Origin of the sequence: Klebsiella sp. K5-45 (assembly GCF_030128605.1) — a bacterium.
Lineage (GTDB): Bacteria > Pseudomonadota > Gammaproteobacteria > Enterobacterales > Enterobacteriaceae > Klebsiella > Klebsiella quasipneumoniae.
In genome coordinates, this window is sequence record NZ_JAKUZW010000004.1 from 341,727 (window position 1) to 354,546 (window position 12,820).

Below are 12,820 nucleotides of genomic sequence, written 5' to 3' on the forward strand. Positions count from 1 at the left end.
TTTTCTCAGGGCATCAGTCATAAGTAATGCCACTGCTTTTCTTTGATGTCCCCATTTTGTGGAGCCCATCAACCCCGCCACTTCGGTTCAAGGTTGATGGGTTTTTTGTTGCCTGCGTTTAGCCATTCCGGGTGAAACGCCGCCTCAGCACTCCTCTTCCTGCGCCCTCTCCCCCGCCAGCTGCCCGACCATCATGCGGATCGCCGCCTTCGACAGCGGCGCGCGGTCGGTGACAAAGTGCAGGGTCATCCCTTCAATAAAGGCGTCGAGGCCGCGGGCGGTGTCAGGGGCAAACCACTGCTCCAGCGTCTGCTGGCTGCGCCGCATCCAGTTCTGCATCACCGCCTTCAGCGCTGGCTGGCTGCTACAGAACGCATACAGCTGGTACATCAGCTCCATATTGCGCGCCGTGGTCACCTGGGCGCTGAAGATCAGCTCCGCGATGGCATCGCAGGCTTGTTGCCGGTTCGCTACCCCGGCGAAGCTTTGCTGATACTGCGCCGACATCTCGGCGGTAAACAGGCTGAACGCCTCCTCGATCAGCGCCTCGATGCCGCTGAAATAGTAGGTCAGCGACCCCAGCGGCACATTCGCGCAGGTGGCGATTTTACGGTGCGTCACCGCATGGACGCCGTGCGCCGCGATGGTGTCCAGCGTCGCCTGCAGGATGCGCTCGCGGCGCTGCGGATCGTTCGGTCTACGGGCCATGATTTTCCTCTTCCGGTTTATGTACAAATGTACACATGCTTGCTACTGTTGTCTTCATTCTTCTCCTTTAAGGCGTTTACGGATGACGACGCAATCTTCGCGCAGAGCGCTCCAGCTTCGACTGTGGGCGCTGTTTATGTTCTTTTTCATCCCTGGCTTATTAATGGCCTCCTGGGCCACCCGCACGCCGGCGATCCGCGATCTGCTGGCGCTTTCTACCGCAGAGATGGGCGTCGTGCTGTTTGGCCTGTCGGTGGGGTCGATGAGCGGTATTCTCTGCTCGGCGTGGCTGGTGAAGCGCTTTGGCACCCGCAAGGTCATCCGCACCACCATGTCCTTCGCCGTACTCGGCATGCTGGTGCTCAGCCTGGCGCTGTGGCTTGCCTCCGCCCCGCTGTTCGCCTTCGGTCTGGCCATCTTTGGCGCCAGCTTTGGCTCGGCAGAGGTCGCCATTAACGTCGAAGGCGCGGCGGTTGAGCGGGAGATGAATAAAACGGTGCTGCCGATGATGCACGGCTTCTACAGCTTTGGCACCCTGTTCGGCGCCGGGGTGGGCATGGCGGTGACCGGGTTCGGCCTTCCCGCCGCCCCGCATATCCTGGCGGCCGCGCTGGTGGCCATCCTGCCCATCGCCATTGCTATCCGTGCCATTCCGGAGGGTACCGGTAAAAATGCCGCCGAAGCCGCCCACGGCGAGGCGAAAGGTCTGCCGGTATGGCGCGATGCGCAGCTGCTGCTTATCGGGGTTATCGTCCTGGCGATGGCCTTCGCCGAAGGCTCAGCCAATGACTGGCTGCCGCTGCTGATGGTGGACGGCCACGGCTTTAGCCCCACCTCCGGCTCGCTGATCTATGCCGGCTTCACCCTCGGCATGACGCTGGGCCGCTTTACCGGCGGCTGGTTTATCGATCGCTACAGCCGGGTGACGGTGGTTCGTGGCAGCGCGGTGATGGGCGCTCTGGGCATTGGCCTGATTATCTTCGTCGACAACCCCTGGGTGGCGGGCATTTCGGTGCTGCTGTGGGGCATTGGCGCCTCGCTCGGCTTCCCGTTGACCATCTCCGCCGCCAGCGATACCGGTCCGGATGCCCCTAAGCGCGTCAGCGTGGTGGCGATTACCGGGTATCTTGCTTTCCTCGTCGGGCCGCCGCTGCTGGGCTTCCTCGGCGAGCATTTCGGCCTGCGCAGCGCCATGATGGTGGTGCTGGGCCTGGTGATGGTGGCGGCGCTGGTCGCCCGCGCGGTGGCTAAGCCACAGTCTGAACCCGTTATGGAGAACAGCTAATGAGCATCAAACTGATTGCGGTGGATATGGACGGCACCTTTTTAAGCGATGCCAAAACTTACAACCGGCCGCGCTTCCTCGCCCAGTATCAGCGGATGCGCGAGCAAAACATTCGCTTCGTGGTCGCCAGCGGCAACCAGTACTACCAGCTGATCTCCTTCTTCCCGGAGATCGCCCACCAGATCGCCTTCGTGGCGGAAAACGGCGGCTGGGTGGTGAGCGACAATGAAGACGTCTTCAACTGCCAGCTGCCGGTTCACCATTTCAACGCCGTGGTCGACCATCTGCAGACGCTGCCGAATATCGAAATCATCGCCTGCGGGAAGCGCAGCGCCTACACCCTCAACCGCTACAACGACGCGCTGAAGACGGTGGCGGCGAAGTATTATCACCGCCTTGAACTGGTGGATGATTTTAACCATCTCGATGACACCATCCTCAAATTTGGTCTCAACGTGCCGGACCGCCTGATCCCGGAGATTCAGCCGAAGCTGCACGCGGCGCTGGGGGACATGGTGACCGCGGTAGCCACCGGCTACGGTAGCATCGACTTAATTATCCCGGGGGTGCACAAAGCCAACGGCCTGCGTATTTTGCAACAGCGCTGGGGTATTGAAGATCACGAGGTGGTGGCGTTCGGCGACAGCGGCAACGATATCGAAATGCTGCAGCACGCCGGATTTGGCTTCGCCATGGCCAACGCCCGGGAAGACGTCAAAGCCGTCGCCCGCTATCACGCGCCGCACAATAACGAAGAGGGTGTTCTGCAGATTATCGATAAGGTATTGGATCGCGAAGCGCCATTCGCCTGATAAGACCCGGATGCGAGCGCATCCGGGTTTTCAACCGGTTATCCCTGCTGCGAATTGCCGACGCTTTTATCTTTCAGGAAGTAGATCATCAGCCCCAGCCACAGTACCCCGCCCAACAGGTTAAACAGGCTGAACAGCCCGTTGCCGCCGAGCTCGTAAGCATGTTTGCTGAGCTCGATGCCGACGGTGAAGATCAGCATCTGCAGCATCCCCATCGCCGCCGAAACCGTGCCTTTGCTCATCTCGCTGGCGAACAGGGTTAAGCGCACCAGGCCGGCGTTCGCCAGGCCAATCCCGAAGGCGTAGAAGCTCAGACCGGCGGTCATCCACAGATAGGCGTGGGAAGAGACCACCGTCGCCGCCGCGGAGAGGAGCAGGCCAAACACGATCGGCCAGCCGCCCATGATAATCAGCGAGCGCACGGTACGGCGCGAAGTCAGGCGCGCCAGCACCAGGTTGCCGGCAATCAGCGCGCCGAAAATCGGCACCTGCAGCATGCCATACTCATAGCTTGTCGCCTGTTCGCCGCTGATAATAATCACCGGCGACTGGGCGATCCACGCCAGCAGCGGCAGGCTGACAAAGCCGGTAGCCAGCGCGCCGGCGACGAAGCGCAGGTTCTTTAGCACCAGCCGATAGTCGCGGCCCAGCTCTTTGACCGACAGCTTTTCACCCAGTCGCGTCGCGGTTTCCGGCATCGCCCGCTGCAGGCCGACAAACGAGATAGCCGCCAGCACGGCGAACAGCACGAACATCATCTCCCACGGCAGGATATGCACCCAGGCGGCGCCCACCAGCGGCCCCAGCAGCGGGGCAATCAGCGCCACGTTGGCCATCAGGGCGGTGATTTTAATACACACCGCCTCCTCAAAGGACTCCTGGATCGCCGCGTAGCCGACCGCGCCGATAAAACACAGGCTGATCCCCTGCAGGAAGCGCAGCAGGGTGAACTGTTCAATGGTCTGCGCCAGCAGCGTCGCCAGGCAGGTGACGATAAACCACACCACCCCGGTCAACATCACCGGACGGCGGCCAATACGGTCCGACAGCGGCCCCAGCAGCCACTGTAGAAACATGCCGCCGGCCAGATAAGCGGTCATCGAGGTGGGTACCCACTCGTTGCCCACCTGAAACTCCTGAACCACGGCCAGCATACCCGGCTGGATCATATCGTTGCCGATATAGGTGGAAAACTCGTACAGCACCAGACATAGCGGGAACAGCAGCGCCTGCCTTCCGAGGCGGCGACCTGAAAGCGAATAATTTTGCATGAAATCTCTTATCTATCAAAAATCGCGCAAAGTGTAATGAAACTCCCGGCGCGGAGATAGTGAATTGTGGGTGACACCGCACAATATTGCGAGTTGCGCGCCAGCGTCAGGGCTCGCCTTAGCAATTCACTCTGCGTATATATTCCGTTTATGTTTCAGCCATGTGACAAAGGATATACTGACGCTTTTCAGGGGGTTAGCGCCGCACCTCAGAAGGCGACATTTCTTAACAACCTGATATTTAAGACAATGCTGCTTTATCTCCGCACCGCTTTTATTTAGGGTAAGCGGCTTATTTGCTATCGGACCAACGAGCCTGGAAGTCTATGCTGGAAAATATTAACTACGCGCTGTTCGCCCTGCTCAACGCGACCCCGGCCTCGCCGCAGTGGGCCATTGAGGTGGCGATTTTCATCGCTAAAGATCTGATTCTGATCGTGCCCCTGCTGGTGGTGACCTTGTGGCTGTGGGGGCCTGCCCAGCGGCAGATGGTGTTTAAGCTGATGCTGGCGCTGAGCATCAGCCTGACCGTCTCATGGGCGATCGGCCACCTCTATCCGCACGATCGGCCGTTTGTCGCTGGCGTGGGCTATAACTTCCTGCACCACGCGGCGGACGATTCCTTCCCCAGCGACCACGGCACCGTCAGCTTTACCTTTGCCCTGGCCTTCCTGTTCTGGCACCGCGTCTGGTCCGGCGCCCTGCTGATGGCCCTTGCCGCCGCCATCGCGTGGTCCCGCGTCTATCTCGGCGTCCACTGGCCGCTGGACATGGTCGGCGGCCTGCTGGCCGGGATGTGCGGCTGCCTTGGCGCGGCGCTAATCTGGCATACTGTCGGCTCGGCGCTGTACCGTCAGCTGCAGCGCCTCTATCGCCTCTGCTTCTCCCTGCCGATCCGCAAAGGCTGGGTGCGCGGCTAAACGCCGACCGTCGTGGCGGCGACCGCGTGACTAACCCGCAAGCGACAGGTAAAATCCCGCTAACGCCCTGCCTCCGCAGGGCGATTTTAGCGCAGAGGGAATATGGAAACTCGCCGTGACGAACGCATCAGTCAGCTCATTCAGGCACTCAAGCGCAGCGATAAGCTGCATCTGAAAGAAGCGGCCTCCCTGCTCGGGGTGTCGGAAATGACCATTCGTCGCGACCTCAACGGCCACAGCGGTCCGGTCGTGCTGCTCGGCGGATACATTGTGCTGGAGCCGCGCAGCGCCACCCATTACCTGCTCAGCGACCAAAAAACCCGGCTGGTCGAGGAAAAACGCCGCGCCGCCCGCCATGCGGCCGCGCTGCTGGAGGCCCATCAGATGGCCTTCTTCGACTGCGGAACCACCACCCCGTGGATCATCGACGCCATTGACGACGCCCTGCCCTTCACTGGCGTCTGCTACTCCCTGAACACCTTTCTGGCCCTGCAGGAAAAGCCCCAGTGCCGCGCGGTCCTGTGCGGTGGGGAATTTCATGCCAGCAACGCGATTTTTATGCCGCTGAGCCTTGAGGATACCCTCAGCCATCTGAGCCCTGACATCGCCTTTTACTCGGCGGCGGGCATTGACTGCGAGCAAGGGGCAACCTGCTATAACCTGGAGGAACTGCCGGTCAAGCACTGGGCGATGCGACACGCGCGCTACCACGTGCTGGTGGTAGACCACAGCAAGTTTGGCAAAGTGCGTCCGGCGCGCATGGGGGCGTTAGCGAAGTTTGACGTGATCGCCAGCGATATCTGCCCGGATGATGAGCTGGTGGCGCTGGCGAAGGCACAGCAGATCTCCCTGCTGTATTGAAGCGTCACTATAGAAGCGTAACTGACCGCGCCCCGCCGGGCGCGGTCATGGCATCAGGAGAACCAGCTGCCGAACCAGCCGTGCAGTTTCATCAGTACGAAGTCGATCATCCGGCTGAAGAAGCCGCCCTCTTTCACCGGCTCCATGACGATCAGCGGGCGCTGCTCGATGGTTTTATCATTCAGCTTAAAGTCGATAGTCCCGACCACCTGCCCCTTCTCCAGCGGCGCGGTAAGCTGCGGCTGGTTTAAGGTGTAGCTGGCTTTCAGGTTTTTCAGCTGCCCCTTCGGCAGGGTGATAGAGCCCGCTTCGCCAGCCCCCAGTTTCGCTTCGCTGCTGTCGCCAAACCACACGCGCTGAGTGACGAAGGTGGCATCCGGTTTAATCGGCGTCACGGTTTCATAGAAGCGGAAGCCCCAGGTCAGCAGTTTTTCTGACTCGTTAAAACGAATGCGGTCGGTTTTGGTCCCCAGCACCACGGCAATCAGACGCATATCGCCCTGCGTGGCCGAAGAAACCAGGTTATAGCCGGCCCCGGCGGTGGTCCCGGTTTTCACGCCATCGGCGTTGAGGTTGGTGCTCCACAGCAGACGGTTACGGTTTGGCTGACGAATTTTATTAAAGGTGAACTCTTTCTCTTTATGTACCGCGTACTCTTCCGGTACATCGTGGATCATCGCTTTGGTCAACAACGCCATATCGCGAGCGGTACTGAACTGCCCCGGCGCATCAAGGCCGTGAACGGTCATAAAGGTGGTGTTGGTCAGCCCCATTTTTTTGGCGTAGCCGTTCATCAGGCTGACGAAAGCGTCCTGGCTGCCCGCCACGTAGTCCGCAATGGCAATGCTGGCGTCGTTACCGGACTGAATGATGACCCCTTTGTTCAGATCTTCCACGGAAACCTGCATGCCGGGCTTGAGGAACATCACCGATGAGCCGCGCAGCGCCGGGTTGCCGGTCGCCCAGGCATCGCGCCCGACGGTCACCATATCGGTCAGTTTAATTTTTCCCGCTTTTATCGCCTGCCCCACCACGTAGCTGGTCATGATCTTCGTCAGACTGGCCGGGTCGAGTTTTTCATCGGCATTGCCTTCGCTCAGCACCTTCCCGCTGGCGTAGTCCATCAGGATCCAGGCGCGAGCGTCAATCGAAGGGGCGTCGGGGAGTTGTTCTGCAGCCTGCACCGCAGGTGCGACAAGAAATAACAGCGCGCAACCTGCCGCGAGGCCGCGAAGGGAAAAAGCGTCATGCATCATAAGAGCCACCCAAGTATCCTTTCCAAACAAAATATGCCGCGCCACTCTGACCGCGCCGCAGCAACCGGTGAGTAAAGCGTACAAATGACCTTAAAGAAACAGCGAGTTGGTAAAGTTTTTAAAGTTTACGCAATAACATGCCGCCGTGCTTTAATCAGAACAATTTTTTTGATCGTGATTGCCTAAATATTAACTTTATCCCAACATGATCGCCGATCGCGCTGCAACGGCAGTGAAACAAACTCAGGAGCGAAAATGATTACACTGTGGGGACGTAATAATTCGACCAACGTGAAGAAAGTGCGCTGGGTGCTGGAGGAGCTGGATCTTCCGTATGAGCAGATCCTCGCCGGGCTGGAGTTTGGTCTCAATCATGACCCGGAATATCTGGCGATGAACCCCAACGGGCTGGTGCCGCTGTTAAAGGACGATGCCACCTGGGTGGTGTTGTGGGAATCAAATACGATTATTCGCTACCTTGCCGCCCAGTATGGCGTTGACCGTCTGTGGCTGGCCGCGCCGGCGCAGCGCGCGCAAGGCGAAAAGTGGATGGACTGGTCCAACGGCACCCTCTCTCCCGCCCATCGCCCGGTGTTAATGGGCCTGGTGAGGACGCCGCCGGAGCAACGCGACCCGGCGGCCATAGCCGCGGGGATCAGCGCCTGCGAAGCGCTATTCGCCATGCTGGATGACGAACTGGCCAAAATGCCGTGGCTCTCTGGCGAGCAGTTCGGCCTTGGCGATATTGCCGTCGCCCCCTTCGTCTACAACCTGTTGTCGATCCTCGACAGCTGGCAACCGCGGCCCCATCTGCAGCGCTGGTATCAGCAAATTAGCCAGCGTCCCGCCTGGCGCGAAGTGGTGCAGATCCCGGTCACCTGACGCTACTTCTCCGGACTCAGCCGCAATAGCTCGCCGTTAGACTCGTCGGTTAACACATACAGATAGCCGTCGGGTCCCACGCGAACGTCGCGGATGCGTTTCCCGCGCGCCTCCAGCAGGCGCCCCTCCTCGCGGACCTGGTTGCCGTCCACCGCCAGAACAATCAGCGACGTCTCCTTCAGCGCGCCGATAAACAGCTTATGTTGCCACTGGGGAAAGGTCTGCGCCGCGTAGAAGGCCATCCCGCTTACCCCGGGTGAGACCGGCCAGACATACAGGGGAGGCTCGGTTCCCGGAACCGTTTTGCCCCTGGCCTCCGGAATGGGCAGGCCGCTGTAGTTAATGCCGTGCGTCGCCAGCGGCCAGCCGTAGTTTTTTCCCGCCTGCGGGATATTAATTTCATCCCCGCCGCGCGGGCCGTGCTCGTTCAGCCACAGCGCCCCGCTCCACGGATTTATCGCCATTCCCTGCGGGTTGCGGATGCCGTAGGCCCAGATCTCCGGCCTCACGTCGGCCCGGCCAACAAAGGGATTATCCGGCGGCACACCCCCGTTCTCCGTCAGGCGGACCACTTTTCCCTGCAGCTTGTCGAGATCCTGAGCGGTGGGACGCTGATTGTTCTCCCCGAGGCCAATAAAGAGATGCCCTTTGCCGTCAAACACCAGCCGGCCGCCAAAATGATTGCCGACGGAGAGTTTCGGCTGCTGGCGAAACACCACGGTGAAATTCGTCAGTTGGGTGGCATCCTGGCTCAACTGCCCGTAGCCCACCGCGGTGCCCGCTTTGCCGCTGGCGTCGCTTTCCGCATAGCTTAGCCACACCCGCCGCGACTGCGCGAAATCCGGGGCCAGCGCCACGTCCAGTAAGCCCCCCTGGCCGTTGGCCCACACCTGCGGCACGCCGGCTATCGGCGCCGACAGGCCTTTACCCGGTTGCCAGCGCTTGAGCTCGCCGCCACGCAGGGTGATCAACATGCCCTGGTCGCCGGGGAGAAATGCCAGGCTCCACGGATGGGCCAGCCGGTTCTGCAATACCTCCACCCGCGCCGCGGCCTGGCTCAGGGCCGGCAGCGACAGGGCGCTCAATAGCAACAGCAGCGGGATCGGACGCATGGCATTCTCCTTTCGTCAGCTCTGCGCTAAAGGGTAGCCAGCGGGGAAATTTGCGCGGGGATTTTTACATAACCTTTAACAGGGGAAGCATCCACTTCCCCTGGGTTTCAGCCGATCAGGCATGAGGAATTGGCGACAATTTATTCAATTTATGAATATTTGAAGTCAATCCTGTCAGACAGCGTTCTAGCTTCTCTACGTTAACAGCGATGTACAGCGGACAATCATGATGCCCGCTCATCAGGCATACTGCAGCGGCGGCGACGGACTCGCCGGCCAAACGAAGGGCATCCTTTTCCTCCGGTGAAATGACATGCTGCAGGCGCGGCGCCTGGGCACGCATTTCACGGCAAAGCTCAAACAAGTTTTCACGCAGATGGTCATTTTCGCTGACTGACATGTAGCCTTTGGCCTTCCGCAGCTGCAGATAGGCGTCAATATCGATATTGGCGTTAATGAGCTTCTGCAAAAGGTGGCGGTATAGTCTGTCAACGGTCATCACGGTTCCTCCTCTGTCGTCCTTTACCCTATCCATAATACGGTTATTTTTTGTACAAAATGATGCGCCAGGTCAATTATTCCCAAGACTTTAACACCCTTTACAATTTGACAACCTTGCCGCTTTGTCAGGTCTATAACAAAAATAATGTCACACGATCACATTTAATTTCGCAAAGAAACAAAATCGCCATAATCGCCATTAAGTGGCCAAAATAGTGCTGCAATGATCACATTATATCGCAGACGCTATTGCACGATCGTAAGACAGAATGCCATAACAAATCATTAATGTAATACGTATAACATTTAATAAAAACAGCGACCGCGGCCGCGGTTCGCTGATAATCTCTCTGCCCGTTTGCAAGGAACTGAACCATGACGCCCGGTAAAAGAAACTACCTTCTGTTGAGTCTATTCGATTTCCTCTACCTGTTCGCCTGGTCGTCGACCATGGCTTTCTTTGTCATTTGGACCACCCAGCATCTTGGCATCAGCGCCACGAAGACCGGCCTGCTCTACTCGGTCAACGCCTTTATCGCCCTGCTGATGCAACCTTTCTTCGGCTTTATCTCCGACAAGTTCGGCCTGAAAAAACGGCTTATCTGGCTGCTGGTCGCCCTGCTCCTGCCGGTGGGCCCCTTCTTTATCTATGTTTACGCGCCGCTGCTGGTGCACAATTTCTGGTTCGGCGCGCTGCTGGGGGGGATCTATCTGGGGATCATCTTTAACTCCGGCTGCGGGGTGATCGACTCTTACATCGATAAGATTTCCCGTCGCTACCAGTTCGAATACGGTCGGGTGCGGATGTGGGGCTCGTTAGGCTGGGCAGCGGCGGCCTGGATTGTGGGTAAATATATCGACAGCAATCCTAATCTGGCCTTCTGGCTCGCCAGCCTCGCCATCGTCATCGCCGCCGTCTGCTTTATGCTGACCAAAATTGAATTAACCGACGCTGATGTGGCGCGAAGCGAATCGCTGAAGGTCTCCCATGCCCTCGAGCTGGCGAAGAATGGTCAGTTCTGGATGCTGCTGCTCTTTACCCTGTTCGTCACGCAGATTTATGACACCTACGATCAGCAGTTTGCCCAGTACTTCTCGCAACAGTTCCCGACGCCGGAGGAAGGCAACCGCTGGTATGGTATCCTCGCCTCCATTCAGGTGTGCGGCGAAACGCTGTTCTTATGCCTGATGCCGTGGTTTGTTAACCGGACCGGCGCCAAGTGGGCGCTGATCATTGCCGGGCTGATCATGTCGGTACGTATTGTTGGTTCGGCGGTGCCTCTTGGCCCGGTGTGGATTGGCGCAGTAAAAATGATGCATGCCCTGGAGAAACCGTTAATTCTGGTGTCGGTCTTTAAATTCATCGCCGCCAACTTCGACCACAAGCTCTCTTCGACAGTCTATTTACTGGTGCTGTTTGTCGCCTCGATCGCCACCGCCATTTACTCCCCGCTGGCTGGCTATCTGTACGATACCATTGGCTTCGCCGACACCTATCTGATCCTCGGCGGCATCGCCGGGCTCTTTACTTTGATCTCTGTCTTCACGCTGCAGGATAAGCGCGAGCCGAAAAAGCCCGGCGCCGCCCCCTCCGGAGCCGTCACCCCGGCGCAATAAGTCTCTGCCCGGCAGCAACGCTGGGCGTGAATCGCCGCCTGCGCGCACGGCTTGCCGGAAGCGTTTCCCGCCCCTCTGCTCCGGGGCGTGCGGGATCCGCTTTAGCGGCAGGGGCATGAAAGGCAGGGCTGGGTGCGCTTTTTCACCATTAACCGTGACGGAGCTATACTCTTTTTCGCAAAGATCTGTAGAATTCCTGCCCTGACCATTCCAATAATTGAACACTTTTTAAGCTATGAGCAATGTCACGCACCAGCCGAAAATCGGCTTCGTCTCCCTGGGCTGCCCGAAAAACCTCGTGGACTCAGAGCGTATCCTGACCGAACTGCGCACCGAAGGTTATGACGTCGTCCCTACCTACGACAACGCCGATATGGTGATCGTTAATACCTGCGGCTTTATCGACAGCGCTGTGCAGGAATCGCTGGAAGCGATCGGCGAAGCGTTGAAAGAGAACGGCAAGGTGATCGTCACCGGCTGTCTCGGCGCAAAAGAGGATCAGATCCGTGAAGTGCACCCGAAGGTGCTGGAGATCACCGGTCCGCACAGCTATGAGCAGGTGCTGGAGCACGTCCACCACTATACGCCAAAGCCGAAGCACAACCCGTTCCTGAGCCTGGTGCCGGAACAGGGCGTTAAGCTGACGCCGCGCCACTACGCCTACTTAAAAATTTCTGAAGGCTGCAACCATCGCTGCACCTTCTGCATTATTCCGTCCATGCGCGGCGACCTGGTGAGCCGTCCGATTGGCGAAGTGCTGGCGGAAGCCAAACGCCTCGCTGACGCTGGCGTGAAAGAGCTGCTGGTGATTTCGCAGGACACCTCCGCCTACGGCGTCGACGTCAAGCACCGCACTGGTTTCCACAACGGTATGCCGGTGAAGACCAGCATGGTCAGCCTGTGCGAAGAGCTGGCGAAGCTCGGCATCTGGGTGCGCCTGCACTATGTCTACCCGTACCCGCACGTTGACGATGTGATCCCGCTGATGGCAGAAGGCAAAATTCTGCCGTACCTCGATATTCCGCTGCAGCACGCCAGCCCGCGCATCCTGAAGCTGATGAAGCGTCCAGGTTCCGCTGACCGTCAGTTGGCGCGCATCAAGCAGTGGCGTGAAATCTGCCCGGATCTGACCCTGCGCTCCACCTTTATCGTGGGCTTCCCGGGGGAAACGGAAGAAGATTTCCAGATGCTGCTCGACTTCCTGAAAGAGGCGCGTCTCGACCGCGTCGGCTGCTTCAAGTACAGCCCGGTTGAAGGCGCCACCGCCAATGAGCTGGCGGACCAGGTGCCGGAAGAGGTGAAAGAGGAGCGCTGGAACCGCTTTATGCAGCTGCAGCAGCAGATCTCTGCCGAGCGTCTGCAGGAAAAAGTGGGTCGCGAAATCCTGGTGCTGGTGGATGAAGTTGATGAAGAAGGCGCCATTGGCCGCAGCATGGCCGACGCCCCGGAAATCGACGGCGCGGTCTACCTGAACGGCGAAACCGGCGTCAAGCCGGGTGACGTGGTGCGGGTGAAAGTCGAGCACGCCGACGAATACGACCTGTGGGGAACCCGGGTCTAGTCCAGCTTCCCGGATAGCGGCTTAGCGCATTCCC

12 protein-coding genes are annotated in these 12,820 nt (G+C 58.9%); 7 read left to right on the forward strand and 5 right to left on the reverse strand.

Features of this window, described 5'->3' with window-relative positions; translation table 11 throughout:
* Positions 1-144: 144 nt before the first annotated feature.
* Entirely contained in the window at positions 145-708 is a 564-nt protein-coding gene (locus tag MKS11_RS10825; protein ID WP_023320041.1) for a TetR/AcrR family transcriptional regulator, read from the reverse strand.
* An 82-nt stretch (positions 709-790) separates the two neighbouring features.
* On the opposite strand from MKS11_RS10825, the gene MKS11_RS10830 reads away from it, so the two are divergent.
* Both MKS11_RS10830 and MKS11_RS10835 read left to right on the forward strand, forming a co-directional pair.
* Positions 791-1,993, forward strand: a complete 1,203-nt coding sequence (locus MKS11_RS10830; RefSeq protein WP_017900139.1) for an MFS transporter — start codon at positions 791-793, stop codon at positions 1,991-1,993.
* The gene (locus MKS11_RS10835) at positions 1,993-2,805 is read left to right on the forward strand and encodes a Cof-type HAD-IIB family hydrolase (RefSeq protein WP_017900140.1); all 813 of its coding nucleotides are present in this window, start codon (positions 1,993-1,995) and stop codon (positions 2,803-2,805) included. Before MKS11_RS10830 ends, MKS11_RS10835 begins: the two co-directional genes overlap by 1 nt.
* Positions 2,806-2,843: 38 nt before the next feature.
* On the opposite strand, the gene kdeA is transcribed toward MKS11_RS10835, so the two are convergent.
* Positions 2,844-4,076 (reverse strand): multidrug efflux MFS transporter KdeA, encoded by a 1,233-nt coding sequence (gene kdeA, locus MKS11_RS10840; RefSeq protein WP_004201293.1) that lies wholly within the window; start codon positions 4,074-4,076, stop codon positions 2,844-2,846.
* Positions 4,077-4,402: 326 nt separating this feature from the next.
* Here kdeA and ybjG point away from each other — a divergent pair, with 326 nt between their 5' ends.
* On the forward strand, positions 4,403-4,996 hold the full coding sequence (ybjG, locus tag MKS11_RS10845; RefSeq protein ID WP_004201292.1) for an undecaprenyl-diphosphate phosphatase: 594 nt from the start codon (positions 4,403-4,405) through the stop codon (positions 4,994-4,996).
* 102 nt (positions 4,997-5,098) lie between these two features.
* Complete coding sequence (deoR, locus tag MKS11_RS10850; protein WP_004151717.1) at positions 5,099-5,857, forward strand: DNA-binding transcriptional repressor DeoR; 759 nt, start codon at positions 5,099-5,101, stop codon at positions 5,855-5,857.
* 53 nt (positions 5,858-5,910) lie between these two features.
* Here deoR and dacC read toward each other — a convergent pair whose 3' ends face one another.
* Positions 5,911-7,113, reverse strand: coding sequence for a serine-type D-Ala-D-Ala carboxypeptidase (gene dacC, locus MKS11_RS10855; protein ID WP_004201290.1), 1,203 nt, complete (start codon positions 7,111-7,113; stop codon positions 5,911-5,913).
* Between the two features lie 255 nt (positions 7,114-7,368).
* Here dacC and MKS11_RS10860 point away from each other — a divergent pair, with 255 nt between their 5' ends.
* Positions 7,369-7,995 carry a glutathione S-transferase family protein gene (locus MKS11_RS10860; protein WP_087771572.1) on the forward strand — a complete coding sequence of 209 codons (627 nt, stop codon included), beginning with the start codon at positions 7,369-7,371 and terminating at the stop codon, positions 7,993-7,995.
* 2 nt (positions 7,996-7,997) lie between these two features.
* Here MKS11_RS10860 and MKS11_RS10865 read toward each other — a convergent pair whose 3' ends face one another.
* Both MKS11_RS10865 and bssR read right to left on the reverse strand, forming a co-directional pair.
* Complete coding sequence (locus tag MKS11_RS10865) at positions 7,998-9,107, reverse strand: PQQ-dependent sugar dehydrogenase (protein WP_004201287.1); 1,110 nt, start codon at positions 9,105-9,107, stop codon at positions 7,998-8,000.
* A 115-nt stretch (positions 9,108-9,222) separates the two neighbouring features.
* Positions 9,223-9,606: a biofilm formation regulator BssR gene (bssR, locus tag MKS11_RS10870; protein WP_004201285.1), complete on the reverse strand. Its 384-nt coding sequence runs from the start codon at positions 9,604-9,606 to the stop codon at positions 9,223-9,225.
* Positions 9,607-9,983: 377 nt separating this feature from the next.
* Here bssR and MKS11_RS10875 point away from each other — a divergent pair, with 377 nt between their 5' ends.
* Positions 9,984-11,225, forward strand: a complete 1,242-nt coding sequence (locus MKS11_RS10875; protein WP_049092602.1) for an oligosaccharide MFS transporter — start codon at positions 9,984-9,986, stop codon at positions 11,223-11,225.
* Between the two features lie 235 nt (positions 11,226-11,460).
* Positions 11,461-12,786 (forward strand): 30S ribosomal protein S12 methylthiotransferase RimO, encoded by a 1,326-nt coding sequence (gene rimO / locus MKS11_RS10880; RefSeq protein ID WP_048294427.1) that lies wholly within the window; start codon positions 11,461-11,463, stop codon positions 12,784-12,786.
* Positions 12,787-12,820: the final 34 nt, after the last annotated feature.

Coding starts and splice junctions, on each gene's coding strand:
- MKS11_RS10825 (WP_023320041.1), bottom strand. CDS start 708: ATGGCCCGTAGACCGAACGATCCGCAGCGCCGCGAGCGCATCCTGCAG.
- MKS11_RS10830 (WP_017900139.1), top strand. CDS start 791: ATGACGACGCAATCTTCGCGCAGAGCGCTCCAGCTTCGACTGTGGGCG.
- MKS11_RS10835 (WP_017900140.1), top strand. CDS start 1,993: ATGAGCATCAAACTGATTGCGGTGGATATGGACGGCACCTTTTTAAGC.
- kdeA (WP_004201293.1), bottom strand. CDS start 4,076: ATGCAAAATTATTCGCTTTCAGGTCGCCGCCTCGGAAGGCAGGCGCTG.
- ybjG (WP_004201292.1), top strand. CDS start 4,403: ATGCTGGAAAATATTAACTACGCGCTGTTCGCCCTGCTCAACGCGACC.
- deoR (WP_004151717.1), top strand. CDS start 5,099: ATGGAAACTCGCCGTGACGAACGCATCAGTCAGCTCATTCAGGCACTC.
- dacC (WP_004201290.1), bottom strand. CDS start 7,113: ATGATGCATGACGCTTTTTCCCTTCGCGGCCTCGCGGCAGGTTGCGCG.
- MKS11_RS10860 (WP_087771572.1), top strand. CDS start 7,369: ATGATTACACTGTGGGGACGTAATAATTCGACCAACGTGAAGAAAGTG.
- MKS11_RS10865 (WP_004201287.1), bottom strand. CDS start 9,107: ATGCGTCCGATCCCGCTGCTGTTGCTATTGAGCGCCCTGTCGCTGCCG.
- bssR (WP_004201285.1), bottom strand. CDS start 9,606: ATGACCGTTGACAGACTATACCGCCACCTTTTGCAGAAGCTCATTAAC.
- MKS11_RS10875 (WP_049092602.1), top strand. CDS start 9,984: ATGACGCCCGGTAAAAGAAACTACCTTCTGTTGAGTCTATTCGATTTC.
- rimO (WP_048294427.1), top strand. CDS start 11,461: ATGAGCAATGTCACGCACCAGCCGAAAATCGGCTTCGTCTCCCTGGGC.